Source organism: Erwinia sp. Eh17-17 (genome assembly GCF_039675725.1).
GTDB lineage: Bacteria > Pseudomonadota > Gammaproteobacteria > Enterobacterales > Enterobacteriaceae > Erwinia.
Window position 1 is genome coordinate 1 of sequence record NZ_JBDFQT010000003.1, and the last position, 15917, is coordinate 15917.

Genomic DNA, 15917 nt, shown 5'->3' on the forward strand with positions numbered 1-15917 from the left:
CGTCATAATGAATTTCATTATGTGTTCACTCTTAAGACTTGATATTTTTTGTCACCCGGAGGTGACTGATATCAATCCTGCGAGTGCCCACACAGATTGTCTGATAAATTGTTAAAGAGCGTTGCGAGCAGTGCCGGAGCTTCCTGTCGCGAGGTGGCGTATATTACGCTTTCCTCCTTCGGAGTCAACTTCTTTTTGAGAAGTTTTTCCGGCGGTTCAGATACTTCCTGAACCTCCTGAGCCGCTGGCCTGTAAGCCGCTGTGCCGTCTCAGTGGTTGCGCATTATAGACAGGCGCTTCGGGAACGCAAGCAGTAATATCAACTTTTTTACCACTTGCTGAAAGTTCAGCCGAAACGCTGCTTTTTAGCCCTGTTTGATACGTGCTGGCAGCTCTTTCAGGCTATTAAGCACCCAATCCGCTGCACTCTCGCCTTCAGCAGTAACAGGCTTTCCACTACGAACCAGCACTTTTTTGCCCACTCCGGCAGCTTTTGCTGCCTGCATGTCCTCAATCTTATCGCCAACCATATAAGAAGCGGCCATATCGATGTTCAACTCCTGCTGTGCGGTCAGGAGCATCCCCGGCTGTGGCTTACGGCAGTCACAGGTCTGACGTAACTCTTCTACTATTGCTTCCGGGTGATGTGGACAGAAATAGATACCATCCAGATCCACCTCGCGATCTGCCAGCGACCAGTCCATCCACTCTGTCAGATGCATAAACTGCTGTTCCGTAAACATGCCGCGCGCTATCCCGGACTGGTTTGTTACCAGCACCAGCGCGAAACCCATTTCTTTAAGCTCACGCATGGCATCAATCACACCATCGATAAACTCAAAGTTGTCGCTTTCAAAAACATAACCGTGGTCAACATTAATGGTGCCATCACGATCGAGGAAAATTGCGGGGACTTTCTCAGCCACGTAGTAACTCCTGCATCAAAATTTGCCGTAGTGTATCGCATCATTGCTATAAAAGAGAGAATGCCCGTTTGAATGACTTCGATTGATTTAGACGTCTGGATGCCCTACCATCCATTCAGTCCCCGCAATACGGGATGCTGTTTTATTGAACGCCACGGATAACTCCCATCACGATAATAAATAAATCAATGATTAAACTTTCAAATATCACCAAAGTGTTCCAGCAAGGTTCACGCACCATTACAGCGCTGTCTGATGTCAGCCTGCACGTGCCTGCCGGACAAATTTATGGCGTGATTGGCGCTTCCGGTGCAGGTAAAAGCACCCTGATCCGCTGCGTCAATTTACTGGAACGCCCAACGTCCGGTAGCGTGCTGGTTGATGGTCAGAATCTGACCACGCTGTCTGAGGGTCAGCTCACACTGGCTCGCCGTCAGATCGGCATGATTTTCCAGCACTTCAACCTGCTTAACTCGCGCACCGTTGCCGGTAATGTGGCCCTGCCGCTGGAGCTCGGCAATCTGTCGAACGCAGAGATCAAGACACGCGTCAGCGAACTGCTGGATCTGGTCGGGCTGGCGGACAAGCATGATGCCTGGCCTGCCAACCTCTCCGGCGGGCAGAAACAGCGTGTGGCGATTGCCCGTGCGCTGGCCAGCAACCCGAAAGTCCTGCTGTGTGATGAAGCCACCAGCGCACTGGACCCGGCCACCACCCGTTCAATCCTTGAACTGCTCAAGGATATCAACCGCCGTCTGGGTATCACGATCCTGTTGATCACCCATGAGATGGATGTGGTGAAGCGTATCTGCGACTGTGTTGCCGTCATCAGCAATGGGCAGCTTATCGAGCAGGATACGGTGAGTGAAGTGTTCTCTCATCCGAAAACGCCGCTGGCCCAGCAGTTTATTCAGTCCACGCTGCATCTTGATATCCCGGAAGATTATCTCAAGCGTCTGACGCCGCAAGCCAGCGCCACAACGGTTCCGCTACTGCGCCTGGAGTTCACCGGCCAGTCGGTAGATGCCCCACTGCTTTCCGAGTCAGCGCGTCGTTTCAACGTCAACAACAACATTATCAGTGCGCAGATGGACTACGCCGGGGGCGTGAAGTTCGGCATCATGCTGGCTGAAATCCACGGCGACGCCGCCGATACTCAGGCTGCCATCGCGTTCCTGCAAGAGCACCATGTAAAGATAGAGGTATTAGGTTATGTCTGAGGCGATGATGTGGTTAATGGGCCGCGGCATCTGGGAAACCCTGATGATGACCTTTGTCTCCGGCTTTTTCGGTTTTGTGCTCGGCCTGCCGGTCGGTGTGCTTCTTTATGTGACCCGTCCGGGGCAGATCGTGGCGAATGCCAAACTTTATCGGGTGCTGTCGGCGGCGGTGAATATCTTCCGTTCGATTCCTTTCATCATCCTGCTGGTCTGGATGATCCCGTTTACCCGGATTATCGTCGGCACCTCGATTGGTCTGCAGGCGGCGATTGTTCCTCTTACCGTTGGCGCCGCACCTTTTATTGCGCGTATGGTGGAGAATGCCCTGCTTGAGCTTCCCACCGGCCTGATTGAAGCATCACGCGCCATGGGTGCCACGCCGTTGCAGATTATTCGCAAGGTTCTGTTACCGGAAGCGCTACCAGGTCTGGTGAATGCCGCTACTATTACTCTGATTACCCTGGTCGGCTACTCCGCCATGGGTGGCGCCGTCGGCGCTGGCGGTCTGGGCCAGATTGGCTATCAGTATGGTTATATCGGATACAACGCAACGGTCATGAATACGGTATTAATCCTGCTGGTTGTTTTGGTGTATTTGATTCAGTTCTGTGGCGATCGCATCGTTCGTGCGGTCAGCCACAAGTAAACACAACAGTAATTTCTCTCTATTTAAGGAAGGGATATGTCTTTTAATGTAAAAACGCTTGCCGCTGTCGGCGCGCTTATCGGTACTCTGGCACTGGCTGGCTGCGATCAGAAAGAGAAAGATCCAAATCACATCAAGGTGGGTGTGATCGTCGGTAGTGAACAGCAGGTGGCTGAAGTGGCCGCCAAAGTGGCGAAGGACAAATACGGTCTGGATGTTGAGCTGGTGACGTTCAACGACTATGTGCTGCCGAATGAAGCGTTGAGCAAAGGCGATATTGACGTTAACGCCTTCCAGCACAAACCTTACCTGGACCAGCAGATCAAAGATCGTGGTTATAAGCTGGTTTCCGTCGGCAATACCTTTGTTTATCCGATTGCCGGTTACTCCAAAAAGATTAAATCTCTGGACGAACTGCAGAACGGCGCTCAGGTTGCTATCCCTAACGATCCGACCAACCTTGGCCGCTCCCTGCTGCTGCTGCAGAAAGTGGGCCTGATCAAATTGAAAGATGGCGTTGGCCTGCTGCCAACCTCACTGGATGTGGTTGAGAACCCTAAAAATCTGAAGCTGGTTGAGCTGGAAGCACCACAGCTGCCACGCTCTCTGGATGACCAGCAGATTGCGCTGGCCGTGATCAACACCACTTACGCCAGCCAGATTAACCTGACTCCGGCGAAAGACGGCATCTTCGTCGAAGACAAAGACTCGCCGTACGTGAACCTGATTGCAGCCCGTGAAGATAACAAAGACGCGGAAAACGTGAAGAAATTCGTTCAGGCCTATCAGTCTGATGAAGTGAATGACGCCGCGAACAAAGTGTTCAACGGTGGCGCAGTAAAAGGCTGGTAATCGGCCGCATGCGGGTAGCGCCAGCTGCCCGCAGCTCAATAGATATTGCCAGATGTGCCTGCCTGACGCTCTCCGCTTGTTATTTCTGTTCCAGCTTGCTTCAATAACGCCACTTTATTGATCATGAGGATTTTCCCATGCGTTTTTTACCGCTCTGTTTGTTAGCGCTGACGCTGACAGGGTGTTCGTTGTTCCCTAAACCCTATGAGCCTGTTAAACCTTTTCCGCAGTCAACGCAGACTGATGCTTCCCAGTCGAAACCTGCCGCACGCCCTGCCCCGGTAAAACTGTATACCGATGCTGCTGATCTGGTGAGTAGGCCTTTCCGTGACCTGGGTGAAGTGTATGGCGACGATTGTCAGAGCAGCTCACAGGACTCACCGCCTAATCTCGCCACTGCGCGTAAACGTATGCAGGTGCGGGCATCCGGTATGAAAGCCAACGCCGTGCTGGTGCATAAATGTGAGATCGTCACCGGTGCGCAGGGTTGTTATCGTCAGGCGATTTGCCAGGGCTCCGCGTTAAAAGTCTCTAATCAGTAACTCTCTTCATTCCGACCGGGGGCTTTATCCCCCCTGGTCCTGAATAAGTGCGCATTTTTTAATTTCCTCCCTGACCTAATCTATAGCTAAAACCATTAGGAAAATACGTATTTTCACCAGCAAATTCAGCATGTTAATTGATATTAAAACACCATACTGCTAGGTTATCGTTTCGGATAACCCAATACAAAGGAATTGTATAATGCGTAAATTAGTCTTCGTTTTGGTATCATTAGCCCTTACCGGCTGCGCGCACAACGCACAGCAAACCGTTCAGACACCAGTCAAAGCAAAAACTGAGGCTCCTCGTTCCGTGTCGTTGCTGAAATCTCCCTCTTCAATTCAGCTGATTAGCAGTGCTGACGAGCTCACTGGCAAGTCGTTCCTGGCCTTAGGCACCGTTTCAGGGTATTCCTGCCAGGACAGAGCACAGGATTTCCCGACCGATATGAGCACCGTGCGCCGTCAGCTGCAGGTCAATGCGGTTCCCTTGCATGCCAATGCTGTTTTGCTGAACAATTGTGTCATCAACACCCAAATACAGGGCTGCTACCGCCAGACTCTGTGTAAGGGGTCTGCCCTGAGAGTTGCCCAATAATGACGACATTTTCCTTCCAGAAAATTGGTACGATTCATTCCCCTTGGAAGGAAAAGTTCGCTGTTCCCCGCCAGCCTGGTTTAATCCAGGATGGCGGCGGTGAGTTGCATTTGCAGGCCCCATATAACCAGCCCGAAGCCGTGCGCGGCCTGGAAGCCTTCAGCCATCTGTGGCTGCTGTTTGTCTTTCATCAGACGATGGAAGGCGGCTGGCGCCCGACCGTGCGGCCTCCCCGTTTAGGCGGCAACGCACGTATGGGCGTTTTTGCCACCCGCTCGACCTTCCGCCCCAATCCGATTGGCATGTCGCTGGTTGAACTGAAGGGCATCCGCTGTGAACAGCAGCAGGTGATCCTGGAGTTAGGCAGCCTTGACCTGGTCGACGGGACCCCGGTTGTCGATATCAAACCCTATCTGCCGTTTGCCGAAGCGTTACCCGATGCCCGTGCCGGTTTTGCCCAACAGGCTCCGTTAGCGGATATGCCGGTCAGTTTCAGCAGGCAGGCGCAGCAGCAGTTAACGCAGCACCAGCAGCAATTTCCGCATCTTGAGCGTTTTATCCATCAGGTTCTGGCTCAGGACCCGCGACCCGCGTATCGTAAAGGCGAAGAGCCCGCGCGTGAATACGCTGCCTGGCTGCTGGATTTCAACGTCCGCTGGCGGGTAACTCTTTCAGGCACCGAAGTTATCGCTATCGACCCGCGTTAATTTTTCCCGGCATCTTTTGACTCTCCTGTCACACTGATACACTAGCGTCCATCATTTTTTGGCTCTATGCGTTCAAATGGAATCGTAACTCATGCGTACTACTCAATATTTGCTCTCCACTCTGAAGGAGACACCTGCCGATGCTGAAGTGATCAGCCACCAGCTGATGCTGCGTGCCGGCATGATCCGTAAACTGGCATCGGGCCTGTATACCTGGCTGCCGACTGGCCTGCGCGTGCTCAAAAAAGTTGAAAACATCGTGCGCGAAGAGATGAACAACGCCGGTGCAATTGAGATCTCCATGCCAGTTGTTCAGCCAGCAGACCTGTGGCAGGAGAGTGGGCGTTGGGAACAGTACGGCCCGGAGCTGCTGCGTTTTGTTGACCGCGGTGAGCGCCCGTTTGTTCTCGGCCCGACGCATGAAGAAGTGATTACCGATCTGATCCGCAACGAGCTCAGCTCTTATAAGCAGCTGCCGTTGAATCTGTTCCAGATCCAGACCAAATTCCGTGATGAAGTGCGCCCGCGCTTTGGCGTGATGCGCTCACGTGAGTTTATTATGAAAGATGCTTATTCATTCCATACCACGCAGGAATCCTTGCAGGAAACCTACGATGCAATGTACCGCGCCTACAGTCAGAGCTTCACCCGTATGGGGCTCGACTTCCGCGCTGTCGATGCCGACACCGGATCGATTGGCGGCAGCGCCTCACACGAGTTCCAGGTTCTGGCGCAGAGCGGTGAAGATGATGTGGTGTTCTCTACCGAATCTGACTACGCCGCCAACATAGAAAAAGCAGAGGCCGTTGCGCCTGCCGGTGGCCGCGCCGCCGCGACACAGCCGATGGTGCAGTTCGCCACCCCAGAGGCGAAAACTATCGCTGAACTGGTGGAGCAGTTTGGGCTGCCCGTCGAAAAAACGGTGAAAACCCTGATGGTGCAGGCGACCAAAGAGAGCGGTCATACGCTGGTTGCCTTGCTGGTCCGTGGCGATCACGAGCTGAACGAAATCAAAGCAGAACACATTGATATTGTTGCCTCACCGCTGACCTTTGCAACCGAAGAAGAGATCCGTGCACAGGTGAACGCCGGTCCTGGCTCACTCGGCCCGGTGGGTCTGAACATGCCAATCATTGCCGACCGTACCGTTGCGGCAATGAGCGACTTCAGCGCCGGTGCTAACATCGACGGGCAGCACCTGAAAGGTATTAACTGGGAGCGCGATCTGCCGCTGCCTCACGTCGCGGATATTCGTAACGTGGTTGAAGGGGATGCCAGCCCGGATGGGAAAGGGACGCTGCTGATTAAACGCGGTATCGAGGTGGGTCATATCTTCCAGCTCGGCACCAAGTACTCAGAAGCGATGAAAGCCTCCGTGCAGGGCGAAGATGGCCGTAACCAGATTATGACCATGGGCTGCTACGGTATTGGTATCACGCGTATCGTGGCGGCGGCTATTGAACAGAACCATGACGATCGCGGTATTATCTGGTCACCGGCGCTGGCACCTTTCCAGGTCGCCATCCTGCCGATGAACATGCAGAAGTCATTCCGCGTAAAAGAGCTGGCGGAAGAGCTGTATGCCACGCTGCGCGCTAAAGGCATTGACGTTATTCTTGACGATCGTAAAGAGCGTCCGGGCGTGATGTTTGCCGATATGGAACTGATTGGCGTGCCGCACACAATCGTCATCGGCGATCGTAACCTCGACAGCGAAGAAGTGGAATACAAAGCGCGTCGTGCCGGTGAGAAACGTATGATCAAAACCAGTGAAATCGTCGATTTCCTGGTGAGCGAGCTGGCGGTTTAGTCCTTCTTCCTGAAGGGAGAAGCCGACTGTCCGGTTCTCATTCCGTTGATAAAAAAAGCCACCGCATGCGGTGGCTTTTTTATTTTAGTTCTGGACTGCGTTGACCTGCTCTTGCTGCTGCAGCGCCTGCACCGTCTGGTGCCGCTGCCAGTAGTAACCCAGGGTATATTTGAACCCTTCAATTTCCTTATTCAGGCCAGGCAGAGGGATCTCACTGCGTTTCTTGCCCTGTGCATTGGGCTGAACGTGTTGCAGATACAGCACTTCCTTAGTAAACCGTTTGATAACGTTAATGTTTTTAATATTATCCCACGGCAGCAGTTCCGCGCTCTGCGGTTTAACAATGCCCTGATACGTCAGCTCGATTGAACTGCCGTCTTTCAGCGTCCAGACGACTGGCGGGAAGAACTTCAGCACCAGCGCCGTCTCTTCTTCTCCTTCAGGCAGATAGCGCCAGGCCAGGCTCTCTTCATGTGCCGAAGAGAAATCACGCTCATATTTCTGCCACAGATGCTGTTCAATCTCCGCTGCCACTGGCATCAGATCCACCCAGCTCTCTGCCGGCAATTCAGAGGCGATTGCCGCATAGCCTGTTTCTTCCACCGTGTATCCCACATTGCGCATGCGCTCCGTCAGAGGTGGGTGTGAATCGAAGGGGTGCGGGACGTTCGATTCGCGCATCATGCCGATAAAGTCGGGAGAACTGACATGCTGTGGCAGACCCTGAGCAATGGCTTTGCTAATTCCCAGCTCATTTTCATGCAGCGTTTTATTATCAAACAGCGTTTGCTCAACTTCACTGCGATAGCTGGCATAGGCGGAAATCTTGATCAGCGACTCGACAATTGCCGCTGGCGCAATCAGGGTTGCAGCATTCCGGTCAGCGACAAATTCACGCTCACGGCTGTTACGCTGCCACGCCAGTTCAAACAGCATGCGATACAGGCAAAGCGGATAGTAAACCATCACCGTTGAGATATCTTTTCTCATCAGGTAGATGTACTGATCGAAGCGATGCAGTTTCGGCCCCAGCAACGCCCCCGAAGCGGTATCGCCCTCATGCAGGTGGGTTAACTCATGCACCATCACGCCATCAGCCTGAGCGGTGGTGAGCTGACGCAGCAGCGGAATACTGACGTAAAGCTTGCGGCCGTCGAGTCCCTTCTGATTGACGCTTAACGGGGCTTCGGTAACGTAAAAGTTGGTATCGATACCGGCAATAATATGATCCGGCGGTGCCGTTCCAACCCGTGCAGCCAGTGCATCAATACGCGACCACAGCGCCGGTGCTGCCTCACGCGTCACTACATCACCTTCAACATCCTCTTCCGGCGGCAGCTTTTTAAAGATGCCCTTGATCATGTAGAACATTGCGGCCAGCACCAGCAGGCCCATCGCCATCACCAGCTTCGGATAATAGGTTTGGGTAAAGAACGCGGTTCCCCAGAAGGAGAGCCACACCAGCATTCCGCCCTGGACCAGCACCGCAAGTGCACTTGCCAGCATCAGGAAGGGACGGGCCAGTTTCAGGCTCTGCAACTGTCCCTGGCGATCTTTAAACGCCAGCGCGCCGAACAGCACAATCATCAGCACAATGACGCCACCGCCGATCAACGTCCAGAAAGCGACTTTATCCATCATCCAGAACTGCCACAGCTCTGATTCCTGTGCGCAGACGGCATTCTGATAGTCAAGCAGCTCGTCAGGCACGGTGCCACAGACGCTGGAAGGGGGGGTTTGCTGCAGGAAAGCCGTAAGTTTATTGACGTCCTGAGCCTGGGTACGTGCATCATCAATAAAGATTTGGCTGTATTCCTGATCGAGCTGACGAGTACCGTATTCAGCAAATACCAGCGTAATCGCCGGGATCAGGAAAAGCGTGACTAATAACCAGAGGAATACTTTCGCATATCCTTTTTTCAATGCCATTAATTCGTTCAAAATAATAAACTCGCAAACAGTATGTGAAAAGACAAAGCTGCTTATATCAGGCCATACCGAAAGAGTGATCTTCTGACATTAAGGGAAATGACGTGAGATCCTTCTCTGGTTTGCTTCAGCTATATTATCAATAGAGGTGCTATAACGGTGCTATGAGACGATATTTCAACAAGATGGACAAGAGGCCTGGCGTTTTTTAGGATTATTTACCTGGCGCATTCTTTTTTTTCCGTTGCAGAGAAGAACATATTCTGCAACGGGTTCATTAATTTGACTTAATTCCGAAATAAAACTTTAAATTAACCCGATTTATTATTCCTGGTTAATTTTTCGGGTTTCACAATGTCTTGCCGTTATTCGCCGTCAGATGGTAGAGGTGCGGGTTAGTAATTGGCATTCCACGCCAGGCAATCGCTTCAAGCCCATTTTCAGTGGGGCGAAAACGTTGCTTCTCGCCGTTCATCGCCACCAGCGTCAGCGTATCCGCCGTGCGCGCCCATTGACCATACTGAGCGCTACGCAGCGCACTCTCCCCTCCCGTGCGCTGCTCCAGCACATAGCTGCCATCAGTGGCAAGAAACAGGGATGACTCACTGTCCTGGCAGGCTGGACCGCAGGGCAGCAGACCGCTGTAGCTCTGCTTCATGGGCTCCAGCGGCGATGGCTGCTGTGCGATCTGTCGATTATGGCAGCCCAGTAACGAGCCCAGTGCCAGCGTGGCAAACAGGGTGAGAACAACAGCTTTCATGGTCGCTCCTGTAAAAAATCAGTCGCCGCGGACTTTACCCCGAAGCGATTTGGTAGAGGCTTTACGCGCTTTACCTTCCAGCCGACGTTTTTTTGACGCCATCGTCGGGCGCGTGGCGCGGCGGGTTTTTTCCACCACGGTTAACTCCTGGATCAGATTCTCCAGCCGTTTTAACGCGGCTTCACGATTCATCTCCTGACTGCGATACTCCTGCGCTTTAATAATCACGATGCCATCCGGGGTGATCAGGTGGTGGCTCGCCGCCATCATACGCTCCTGATAGAAAAGCGGCAGACTGGAGGCACGAATATCAAAACGCAGGTGAATGGCCGTCGAACTTTTATTCACGTTCTGACCACCGTTGCCCTGCGCTCTGATCGCGGTAATCTCGATTTCGGCATCAGGAATAGTGACGCTACGTGACAATACAATCATACCCTTTTTCCGGCCTCCAGCCACTGCTCGAATTGAATCTCAAGGTGATGGCTGTCATCCGAAAGCCAGATCGTTCCATCCTGGATGGTCGCCTGCAGGGTCATTGAGCGTGAAGCCAGCGTAATTAATGCTGCCAGCTGCTCATCACTGATATAGCGTATTGTCAGATTGTCATGCTGGGACAGCTTATTTTGCTGCTGCTGCCACCAGGGCTGTGCGGCACGCCAGTTGTAGGTATACAGCCAGACGTGCTGAGAACGGCTACAGGCTTTTTTAATTCTACGCTCATCCGGCAGGCCCAGATCGACCCACACATCAATGCCGCTGTGGTCATTCAGCTGCCAGAGTTCAGGTTCATCTTCCGCACTCAGCCCACGGGTAAAGGTCAGCCGCTCATTGGCATGAACCAGCCAGGCCAGCAGACGCAGCATCAGCCGCTCTTCGGTTTCTGAAGGGTGGCGGGCCAGCGTCAGCGTCTGATCAATAAACACGTTGCGGTCCATGTCAGCGACGTTAACCGTGGCTTTATAAATTGTTGCTTTCAGTGCCATAGGGATCCTTATCTCAGTTACCCGCTATTGTAACCTGATGGCGCGGTAAATCACCCGCTCACAGGCTGATTTACCGCAAATGCCTGTGCTATAGTCGGATAATCGCCAGAGAGAACTCTGAAGGAGGTGCAGGTGCAAAAGTATTGTGAATTAGTTCGCCGGAAATATGCTGAGATTGGCAGCGGCGATCTGGGATACGTGCCCGACGCGTTAGCGTGCGTGTTGAAAGCTCTTGATGAGGTAGCGGGCAATCCTGAGCTACACTCTTCCATCAGGGAAAAGGCAGCCTTTGCTGCCGCAAACTTATTGGTGAGCGACTATGTTGACGAAAGATGAAGCCTACAGACCGATAAACTGCGATGACTACGACAACCTGGAGCTCGCCTGCCAGAATAACTGGCTGCTGACGCTGGCGTTAAAAGACGGCGAGCAGCTTAAGGCGAAGGCGGTAGATATGTTCCTGAGTAAAAAGGTGGAGTATCTGAGCATCGAGATCGCCGGAGAAGAACGCAATCTGCGTCTCGATCATATTGCCAGCTTCAGCCATCCCGATCTCGGTACGGTCGTGGTCAGCGAATCAGATTAATCATTTCCTCACGGGCGGATCGTCGATCCGCCTCCCCTTTCAGGGTTTCAGCCCCGCATAGTACGCCGCTAAATCATCAATATCCTCATCGCTCAGTCCGGCAACAAACGCTTTCATCACTTCGGCCTGACCACCGCTGCGTGCGCCGCTTTTATACGCCTGTAACGCCTGAGCAAGATAAGGTGCATGCTGCCCCGCGAGATTCGGGTAGATCGGTGCCGCCGCTTGTCCTTGCACACCGTGGCAGGCCACGCAGCGTGCGGATTTTTCCTGTCCGGCGCTGCTGTTTCCTGTTGCCAGAGCGGGAAAACTGCCACTCAGCAGCAACACCGCAATCAGTCTGATATTCATCACTTCTCTCCCTTTGATTATTTTATCGACGCCAGTCAATAAACCAGCTGGCCCCATCGCCCTCCGGGGCACCGTCGCGGGTAACAAACACCCCGGCGGCGGCAATCAGACGGTCGCCATAAAAAATCAGCGGTGTACGCTCGCGCTGCCACGGCGGGATCCCCTGCTCCTGCCACAGTTTTTTTAGCGGGCGGCTCCCTGCGCGGCCAACAATAGAAAACGATCCCTGCGCCTGAAAACGGACGCTGACCGCTTCACCGGGCTGCGGGCAGCGCAGCGCTATCCCGCAGTGATGCGGTTGCAGCTGGCCCAGCCCGTCGGGCAACAGCAGCGGCTGTGACAGATCCGTCCAGGCCAGCGAACACCGGGCCAGTGACGACATCAGCGGCAGCCAGTACAGACGGTCACGATAGCGGCGCACTTCATTACCCCCTAACCGTAGTCGCGGCTCTGCGTCCTCACGGCTACAGGCCACCTCCTGCCACAGGCGAAGTAGCGCATCACGAGATGGCATGCTGCCCTGCTGCCCTGCTATCCAGCGCCGCAGCAGCGCCGCACGTCGGGCCTCACTGATATCCCGCAGCGGCGTAACAGACAGCGCTCCGCTGTCGTCCACCAGCGTACTCAGCGACTCGGCCAGCAGTTCATCCAGCAGCTGCTCCTGTTCACCACACAGCGCGGCGCTGCGTGCCACCGCGCGCGAAAAATGTGGCCAGCGGGCATTCAGCAGCGGCATTACCTCAAGGCGCAGGAAATTACGATCATAGCGGGGATCGCCGTTACTCTCATCTTCAATCCACGTCAGCTGATGCTGGTGCGCCCAGGCTTCAATCTGCTGACGGCTGTGTGCCAGCAGCGGCCGCAGATGGCGATGTGCCCCCCGCCACTGCTGCTGTGGCATCGCCGCCAGTCCCGCCGGGCCACTGCCGCGCTTCAGCGCAAGCAGCAGCGTTTCACTCTGGTCGTCCTGATGCTGCGCGGTTAACAGCGCTTCACCCGGCAGCAGCCTGTGAGCAAATGCCTGATAACGTGCAGTACGCGCAGCCGCTTCAATGCCACCGTGACGCGCTTCAACCTTAACGCGAATGACCTCCAGCGGCACATGCCACTGCGCGCACTGCTGCTGGCAGTGCTCTGCCCAACTGTCCGCCAGCGGGCTGAGGCCGTGATGGATGTGTACCGCCCGCAGCTGCAGTTCCGGACGCAGGCGTCTCAGCAGCACCAGCTGGTGCAGTAATACGCTGGAATCCAGCCCGCCGCTGTAGGCCAGCAGCGCGGCATGTTCTGACGCCAGCGCGCGTTCAAGATGGGCAATGGCTGACATGGCGTTCCTGAAAGAAGAACCCGGCACAAAGCCGGGTTTAGCAGAGGGGTATTTTAATCCTGATACAGCTCTAAGGGCAAACCGTCCGGGTCATTAAAGAAAGTAAAGCGCTTGCCGGTCAGAGGGTCAATCCGCACGTCTTCACACCGCACGCCGTGCGTTTCCAGATGCGTCCTGGCGGCTTCAACATCGTCCACGCTGAACGCCAGATGGCGCAGACCACAGGCTTCCGGCTGCGTCGGGCGAGCCGGGGGCTGCGGGAAGGAGAACAGCTCAATAAGATACTCGCCGTTCAGGGTCAGATCGCCTTTCCACGAGTCGCGCGCCTCACGGTACACTTCCCCCATCAGGCCAAAACCGAGAATGTTGCAGTAAAACGCCTTACTCAGCTCGTAGTCGCGGGCGATGATCGCCACGTGATGAACCTTTTTTAATCTTAATCCTGACATGCCTGCTCCTGTTTGTTCATGCATGACGACCTTAATCCGCCAGGCATAGCGGCGACAAGGGTATGATTCTGGATCTGCGGTTAACTCTCTGCATCGTGTTTCAGCACGCGCACCCGATATTGTCCTTCATCCGTCAGCGTTGCGCCGTGAATGTCAGTTTCAAACCCCGGATAGTGCTTACCAATAGCGCACAGCATCAGCAGGAAATCGAGCACGGCGCGGCTCTGTTCAGTGATCATCTCACCGGGCATCACCACCGGCACGCCCGGAGGATAAGGCAGAATCATATTGGCGGAGATCCTGCCTGCCAGCGCGCTGATATCGACCGTTTCAACGTTGCCCTTCACCTGCTGCTGAAACGCCTGGTGCGGCGTCATCTTCATCTCCGGCAGCGTTGCGAAAGCCTGTAGCATCAGACGCGGCAGATCGTGCTGGCGGATCAGCGTATGGATCCCCTGGGCCAGATCCTGAATGCGCGTGTTGCGATAGAAGTCGGGATCTTCTGCATACAGATCCGGCAGCATGTTCTTCACCCGCAAATTGAGATCGTAAGCGCGCTTGAACTCGGTCAGCCCGCGCAGCACGCTCATGGCCTTGGTCTTATCGATACCAATGCTGAACAGGAACAGCAGGTTGTAAGGCCCGGTTTTTTCCACCACCACACCGCGTTCATCAAGGAACTTCGCCACCAGTGCCGCCGGGATCCCTTCTTCGGCCATTTCGCCCAGTTCGCTCATACCGGGAGTAAGGATGGTGACTTTGATCGGATCGAGGTACATATGATCGGCGTCAGCATCGCGGAAACCGTGCCAGTCTTCCTCGCCGGGCTGGATCGGCCAGCATTCCGGCTCATCCACGCCTTCCGGCTGCCAGATATCGAAGAACCAGCCGTCGGACTCCTCACGCAGGCGCTGCACCTCACGGCGAAAATGCAGGGCGCGCTCGACCGAGCGGTTGATCAGACGCTTTCCGGGATTGCCGCGCAGCATCGCCGCCGCCGTTTCGATCGAAGCGACAATGGCATAGTTGGGCGAGGTCGTGGTATGCATCATGTAGGCTTCGTTAAAGGTCTGCTCGTCGTACTCGCCTTTAATGTGGATGAGCGAAGCCTGAGAAAACGCCGCCAGCAGCTTGTGCGTTGACTGAGTTTCGTAAATCACCTTGCCCGGCGTACGCTCGCCGCTCATGCCGCTCAGCCCCTGATAGATGGGATGAAAATTGGTATAGGGCACCCAGGCAGAATCAAAGTGAATGGACGGCACGTCCAGCGTCTCTTTGATGTATTGCGTGTTGTACAGCAGCCCGTCGTAGGTCGAGTTGGTGATCACCGCATGGACCGGCCAGCTGGCGCGCGGCGTCTGCGCCACTTTCAGGGCAATACTCTCTTTCGTGAATTCGCGTTTCGGGATGCCGCCCAGGATGCCCAGCGCATTACGCGTGGGTTTGAGCCAGATCGGAATGATATCGCTCATCATCAGCAGGTGCGTTAACGACTTGTGGCAGTTACGGTCCACCAGCATCGTGCTGCCTGCAGGTGCGGCATACATACCGACGATTTTATTCGAGGTGGACGTTCCGTTGGTCACCATATAGCTTTGCTCGGCGCCAAAGGTGCGCGCCACATACTCTTCGGCTTCCAGATGGGGGCCGGTATGGTCGAGCAGTGAACCCAGTTCGGTAACGGAAATCGAGATATCCGCTTTTAAAGTATTGGCCCCGAAGAAATCATAAAACAGGCTACCCACCGGGCTTTTCTGGAAGGCGGTGCCCGCCATGTGCCCTGGCGTACAGAAGGTATATTTCCCCTCCTTCACGTAGGTAAACAGCGCTTTGGTCAGCGGCGGCGTGATGGTATCGATGTATTCGTCGGTGTAGTGGCGGATGCGCTGAGCAATTTCATCCGCGGCATTGAGGGCGTATTCGAAGAACCAGATGGTCATGCGCATTTGGTTAATGCTGACATCCATCGTCGAATGGGTGTTGATAAAGGCATAGAGTGGAAGGTACTCATTTAACTGATTGATCTCACTACAGAGATCGAGACTGTATTCATCCCAGTCGAACACCACGCCGTAGATGCGCGGGTTGTGTTCTATCAGTTTCAGCAGGTCGCCGGCGTCGTGCGGGTAGATGGTCTGAAAACCCTGGCTCTTTAACGTGGTGTCCAGCTCACGGATGGGTTCATCTTTATAGAATGCGTTATGCGGTCCCATGATCGCGATAATATTCAC

18 protein-coding genes are annotated in these 15917 nt (G+C 54.3%); 9 read left to right on the plus strand and 9 right to left on the minus strand.

The window, feature by feature from the left end; genetic code table 11:
* Positions 1–365 precede the first annotated feature (365 nt).
* Complete coding sequence (gmhB, locus tag ABEH87_RS09920; protein ID WP_346576209.1) at positions 366–926, minus strand: D-glycero-beta-D-manno-heptose 1,7-bisphosphate 7-phosphatase; 561 nt, start codon at positions 924–926, stop codon at positions 366–368.
* A 188-nt stretch (positions 927–1114) separates the two neighbouring features.
* Between gmhB and metN the strand changes: the two genes are divergently transcribed.
* The 7 genes from metN to proS all read left to right on the plus strand — a co-directional run bounded on the left by metN (position 1115) and on the right by proS (position 7301).
* Positions 1115–2146: a methionine ABC transporter ATP-binding protein MetN gene (gene metN, locus ABEH87_RS09925; protein ID WP_346576211.1), complete on the plus strand. Its 1032-nt coding sequence runs from the start codon at positions 1115–1117 to the stop codon at positions 2144–2146.
* On the plus strand, positions 2139–2792 hold the full coding sequence (locus ABEH87_RS09930) for a methionine ABC transporter permease MetI (RefSeq protein WP_062747046.1): 654 nt from the start codon (positions 2139–2141) through the stop codon (positions 2790–2792). The genes metN and ABEH87_RS09930 overlap by 8 nt, the downstream gene beginning before the upstream one ends.
* A gap of 36 nt (positions 2793–2828) precedes the next feature.
* Positions 2829–3644 (plus strand): MetQ/NlpA family lipoprotein, encoded by an 816-nt coding sequence (locus ABEH87_RS09935; RefSeq protein ID WP_346576213.1) that lies wholly within the window; start codon positions 2829–2831, stop codon positions 3642–3644.
* 137 nt (positions 3645–3781) lie between these two features.
* Positions 3782–4186, plus strand: coding sequence for an Rcs stress response system protein RcsF (gene rcsF / locus ABEH87_RS09940; protein WP_346576215.1), 405 nt, complete (start codon positions 3782–3784; stop codon positions 4184–4186).
* Between the two features lie 202 nt (positions 4187–4388).
* Positions 4389–4784, plus strand: coding sequence for an Rcs stress response system protein RcsF (gene rcsF, locus ABEH87_RS09945; protein ID WP_346576216.1), 396 nt, complete (start codon positions 4389–4391; stop codon positions 4782–4784).
* Complete coding sequence (gene tsaA, locus ABEH87_RS09950) at positions 4784–5491, plus strand: tRNA (N6-threonylcarbamoyladenosine(37)-N6)-methyltransferase TrmO (RefSeq protein ID WP_346576218.1); 708 nt, start codon at positions 4784–4786, stop codon at positions 5489–5491. The genes rcsF (ABEH87_RS09945) and tsaA overlap by 1 nt, the downstream gene beginning before the upstream one ends.
* Before the next feature lie 91 nt (positions 5492–5582).
* The gene (proS, locus tag ABEH87_RS09955; protein ID WP_346576220.1) at positions 5583–7301 is read left to right on the plus strand and encodes a proline--tRNA ligase; all 1719 of its coding nucleotides are present in this window, start codon (positions 5583–5585) and stop codon (positions 7299–7301) included.
* Positions 7302–7385: 84 nt separating this feature from the next.
* Here proS and ABEH87_RS09960 read toward each other — a convergent pair whose 3' ends face one another.
* From ABEH87_RS09960 to ABEH87_RS09975, 4 genes are all read right to left on the minus strand, one after another.
* On the minus strand, positions 7386–9230 hold the full coding sequence (locus ABEH87_RS09960; RefSeq protein ID WP_346576222.1) for a M48 family metallopeptidase: 1845 nt from the start codon (positions 9228–9230) through the stop codon (positions 7386–7388).
* Positions 9231–9579: 349 nt separating this feature from the next.
* Entirely contained in the window at positions 9580–9990 is a 411-nt protein-coding gene (locus ABEH87_RS09965) for a copper resistance protein NlpE N-terminal domain-containing protein (protein WP_346576223.1), read from the minus strand.
* Between the two features lie 18 nt (positions 9991–10008).
* Complete coding sequence (gene arfB, locus ABEH87_RS09970; RefSeq protein WP_346576224.1) at positions 10009–10425, minus strand: alternative ribosome rescue aminoacyl-tRNA hydrolase ArfB; 417 nt, start codon at positions 10423–10425, stop codon at positions 10009–10011.
* Positions 10422–10976 carry a YaeQ family protein gene (locus ABEH87_RS09975; RefSeq protein WP_346576226.1) on the minus strand — a complete coding sequence of 185 codons (555 nt, stop codon included), beginning with the start codon at positions 10974–10976 and terminating at the stop codon, positions 10422–10424. The genes arfB and ABEH87_RS09975 overlap by 4 nt, the downstream gene beginning before the upstream one ends.
* Before the next feature lie 132 nt (positions 10977–11108).
* Here ABEH87_RS09975 and ABEH87_RS09980 point away from each other — a divergent pair, with 132 nt between their 5' ends.
* Together ABEH87_RS09980 and rof are read left to right on the plus strand one after the other, a co-directional pair.
* Positions 11109–11312: a YaeP family protein gene (locus ABEH87_RS09980; protein WP_062747067.1), complete on the plus strand. Its 204-nt coding sequence runs from the start codon at positions 11109–11111 to the stop codon at positions 11310–11312.
* The gene (gene rof / locus ABEH87_RS09985) at positions 11296–11562 is read left to right on the plus strand and encodes a Rho-binding antiterminator (protein WP_346576228.1); all 267 of its coding nucleotides are present in this window, start codon (positions 11296–11298) and stop codon (positions 11560–11562) included. Before ABEH87_RS09980 ends, rof begins: the two co-directional genes overlap by 17 nt.
* A gap of 39 nt (positions 11563–11601) precedes the next feature.
* On the opposite strand, the gene ABEH87_RS09990 is transcribed toward rof, so the two are convergent.
* The 4 genes from ABEH87_RS09990 to ABEH87_RS10005 all read right to left on the minus strand — a co-directional run bounded on the left by ABEH87_RS09990 (position 11602) and on the right by ABEH87_RS10005 (position 15917).
* Complete coding sequence (locus ABEH87_RS09990) at positions 11602–11907, minus strand: cytochrome c (RefSeq protein WP_346576680.1); 306 nt, start codon at positions 11905–11907, stop codon at positions 11602–11604.
* A gap of 28 nt (positions 11908–11935) precedes the next feature.
* Positions 11936–13237 (minus strand): tRNA lysidine(34) synthetase TilS, encoded by a 1302-nt coding sequence (gene tilS / locus ABEH87_RS09995; RefSeq protein WP_346576230.1) that lies wholly within the window; start codon positions 13235–13237, stop codon positions 11936–11938.
* Between the two features lie 53 nt (positions 13238–13290).
* Positions 13291–13686: a VOC family protein gene (locus tag ABEH87_RS10000; protein WP_346576232.1), complete on the minus strand. Its 396-nt coding sequence runs from the start codon at positions 13684–13686 to the stop codon at positions 13291–13293.
* Positions 13687–13766: 80 nt separating this feature from the next.
* Positions 13767–15917, minus strand: coding sequence for a lysine decarboxylase LdcC (locus tag ABEH87_RS10005; RefSeq protein ID WP_346576234.1), 2151 nt, complete (start codon positions 15915–15917; stop codon positions 13767–13769).

Bases quoted from the DNA above. Each gene is read 5' to 3' on its own strand.
- metN (WP_346576211.1), top strand. From the start codon at position 1,115: ATGATTAAACTTTCAAATATCACCAAAGTGTTCCAGCAAGGTTCACGC.
- ABEH87_RS09930 (WP_062747046.1), top strand. From the start codon at position 2,139: ATGTCTGAGGCGATGATGTGGTTAATGGGCCGCGGCATCTGGGAAACC.
- ABEH87_RS09935 (WP_346576213.1), top strand. From the start codon at position 2,829: ATGTCTTTTAATGTAAAAACGCTTGCCGCTGTCGGCGCGCTTATCGGT.
- rcsF (WP_346576215.1), top strand. From the start codon at position 3,782: ATGCGTTTTTTACCGCTCTGTTTGTTAGCGCTGACGCTGACAGGGTGT.
- rcsF (WP_346576216.1), top strand. From the start codon at position 4,389: ATGCGTAAATTAGTCTTCGTTTTGGTATCATTAGCCCTTACCGGCTGC.
- tsaA (WP_346576218.1), top strand. From the start codon at position 4,784: ATGACGACATTTTCCTTCCAGAAAATTGGTACGATTCATTCCCCTTGG.
- proS (WP_346576220.1), top strand. From the start codon at position 5,583: ATGCGTACTACTCAATATTTGCTCTCCACTCTGAAGGAGACACCTGCC.
- ABEH87_RS09960 (WP_346576222.1), bottom strand. From the start codon at position 9,230: ATGGCATTGAAAAAAGGATATGCGAAAGTATTCCTCTGGTTATTAGTC.
- ABEH87_RS09965 (WP_346576223.1), bottom strand. From the start codon at position 9,990: ATGAAAGCTGTTGTTCTCACCCTGTTTGCCACGCTGGCACTGGGCTCG.
- arfB (WP_346576224.1), bottom strand. From the start codon at position 10,425: ATGATTGTATTGTCACGTAGCGTCACTATTCCTGATGCCGAAATCGAG.
- ABEH87_RS09975 (WP_346576226.1), bottom strand. From the start codon at position 10,976: ATGGCACTGAAAGCAACAATTTATAAAGCCACGGTTAACGTCGCTGAC.
- rof (WP_346576228.1), top strand. From the start codon at position 11,296: ATGTTGACGAAAGATGAAGCCTACAGACCGATAAACTGCGATGACTAC.
- tilS (WP_346576230.1), bottom strand. From the start codon at position 13,237: ATGTCAGCCATTGCCCATCTTGAACGCGCGCTGGCGTCAGAACATGCC.
- ABEH87_RS10000 (WP_346576232.1), bottom strand. From the start codon at position 13,686: ATGTCAGGATTAAGATTAAAAAAGGTTCATCACGTGGCGATCATCGCC.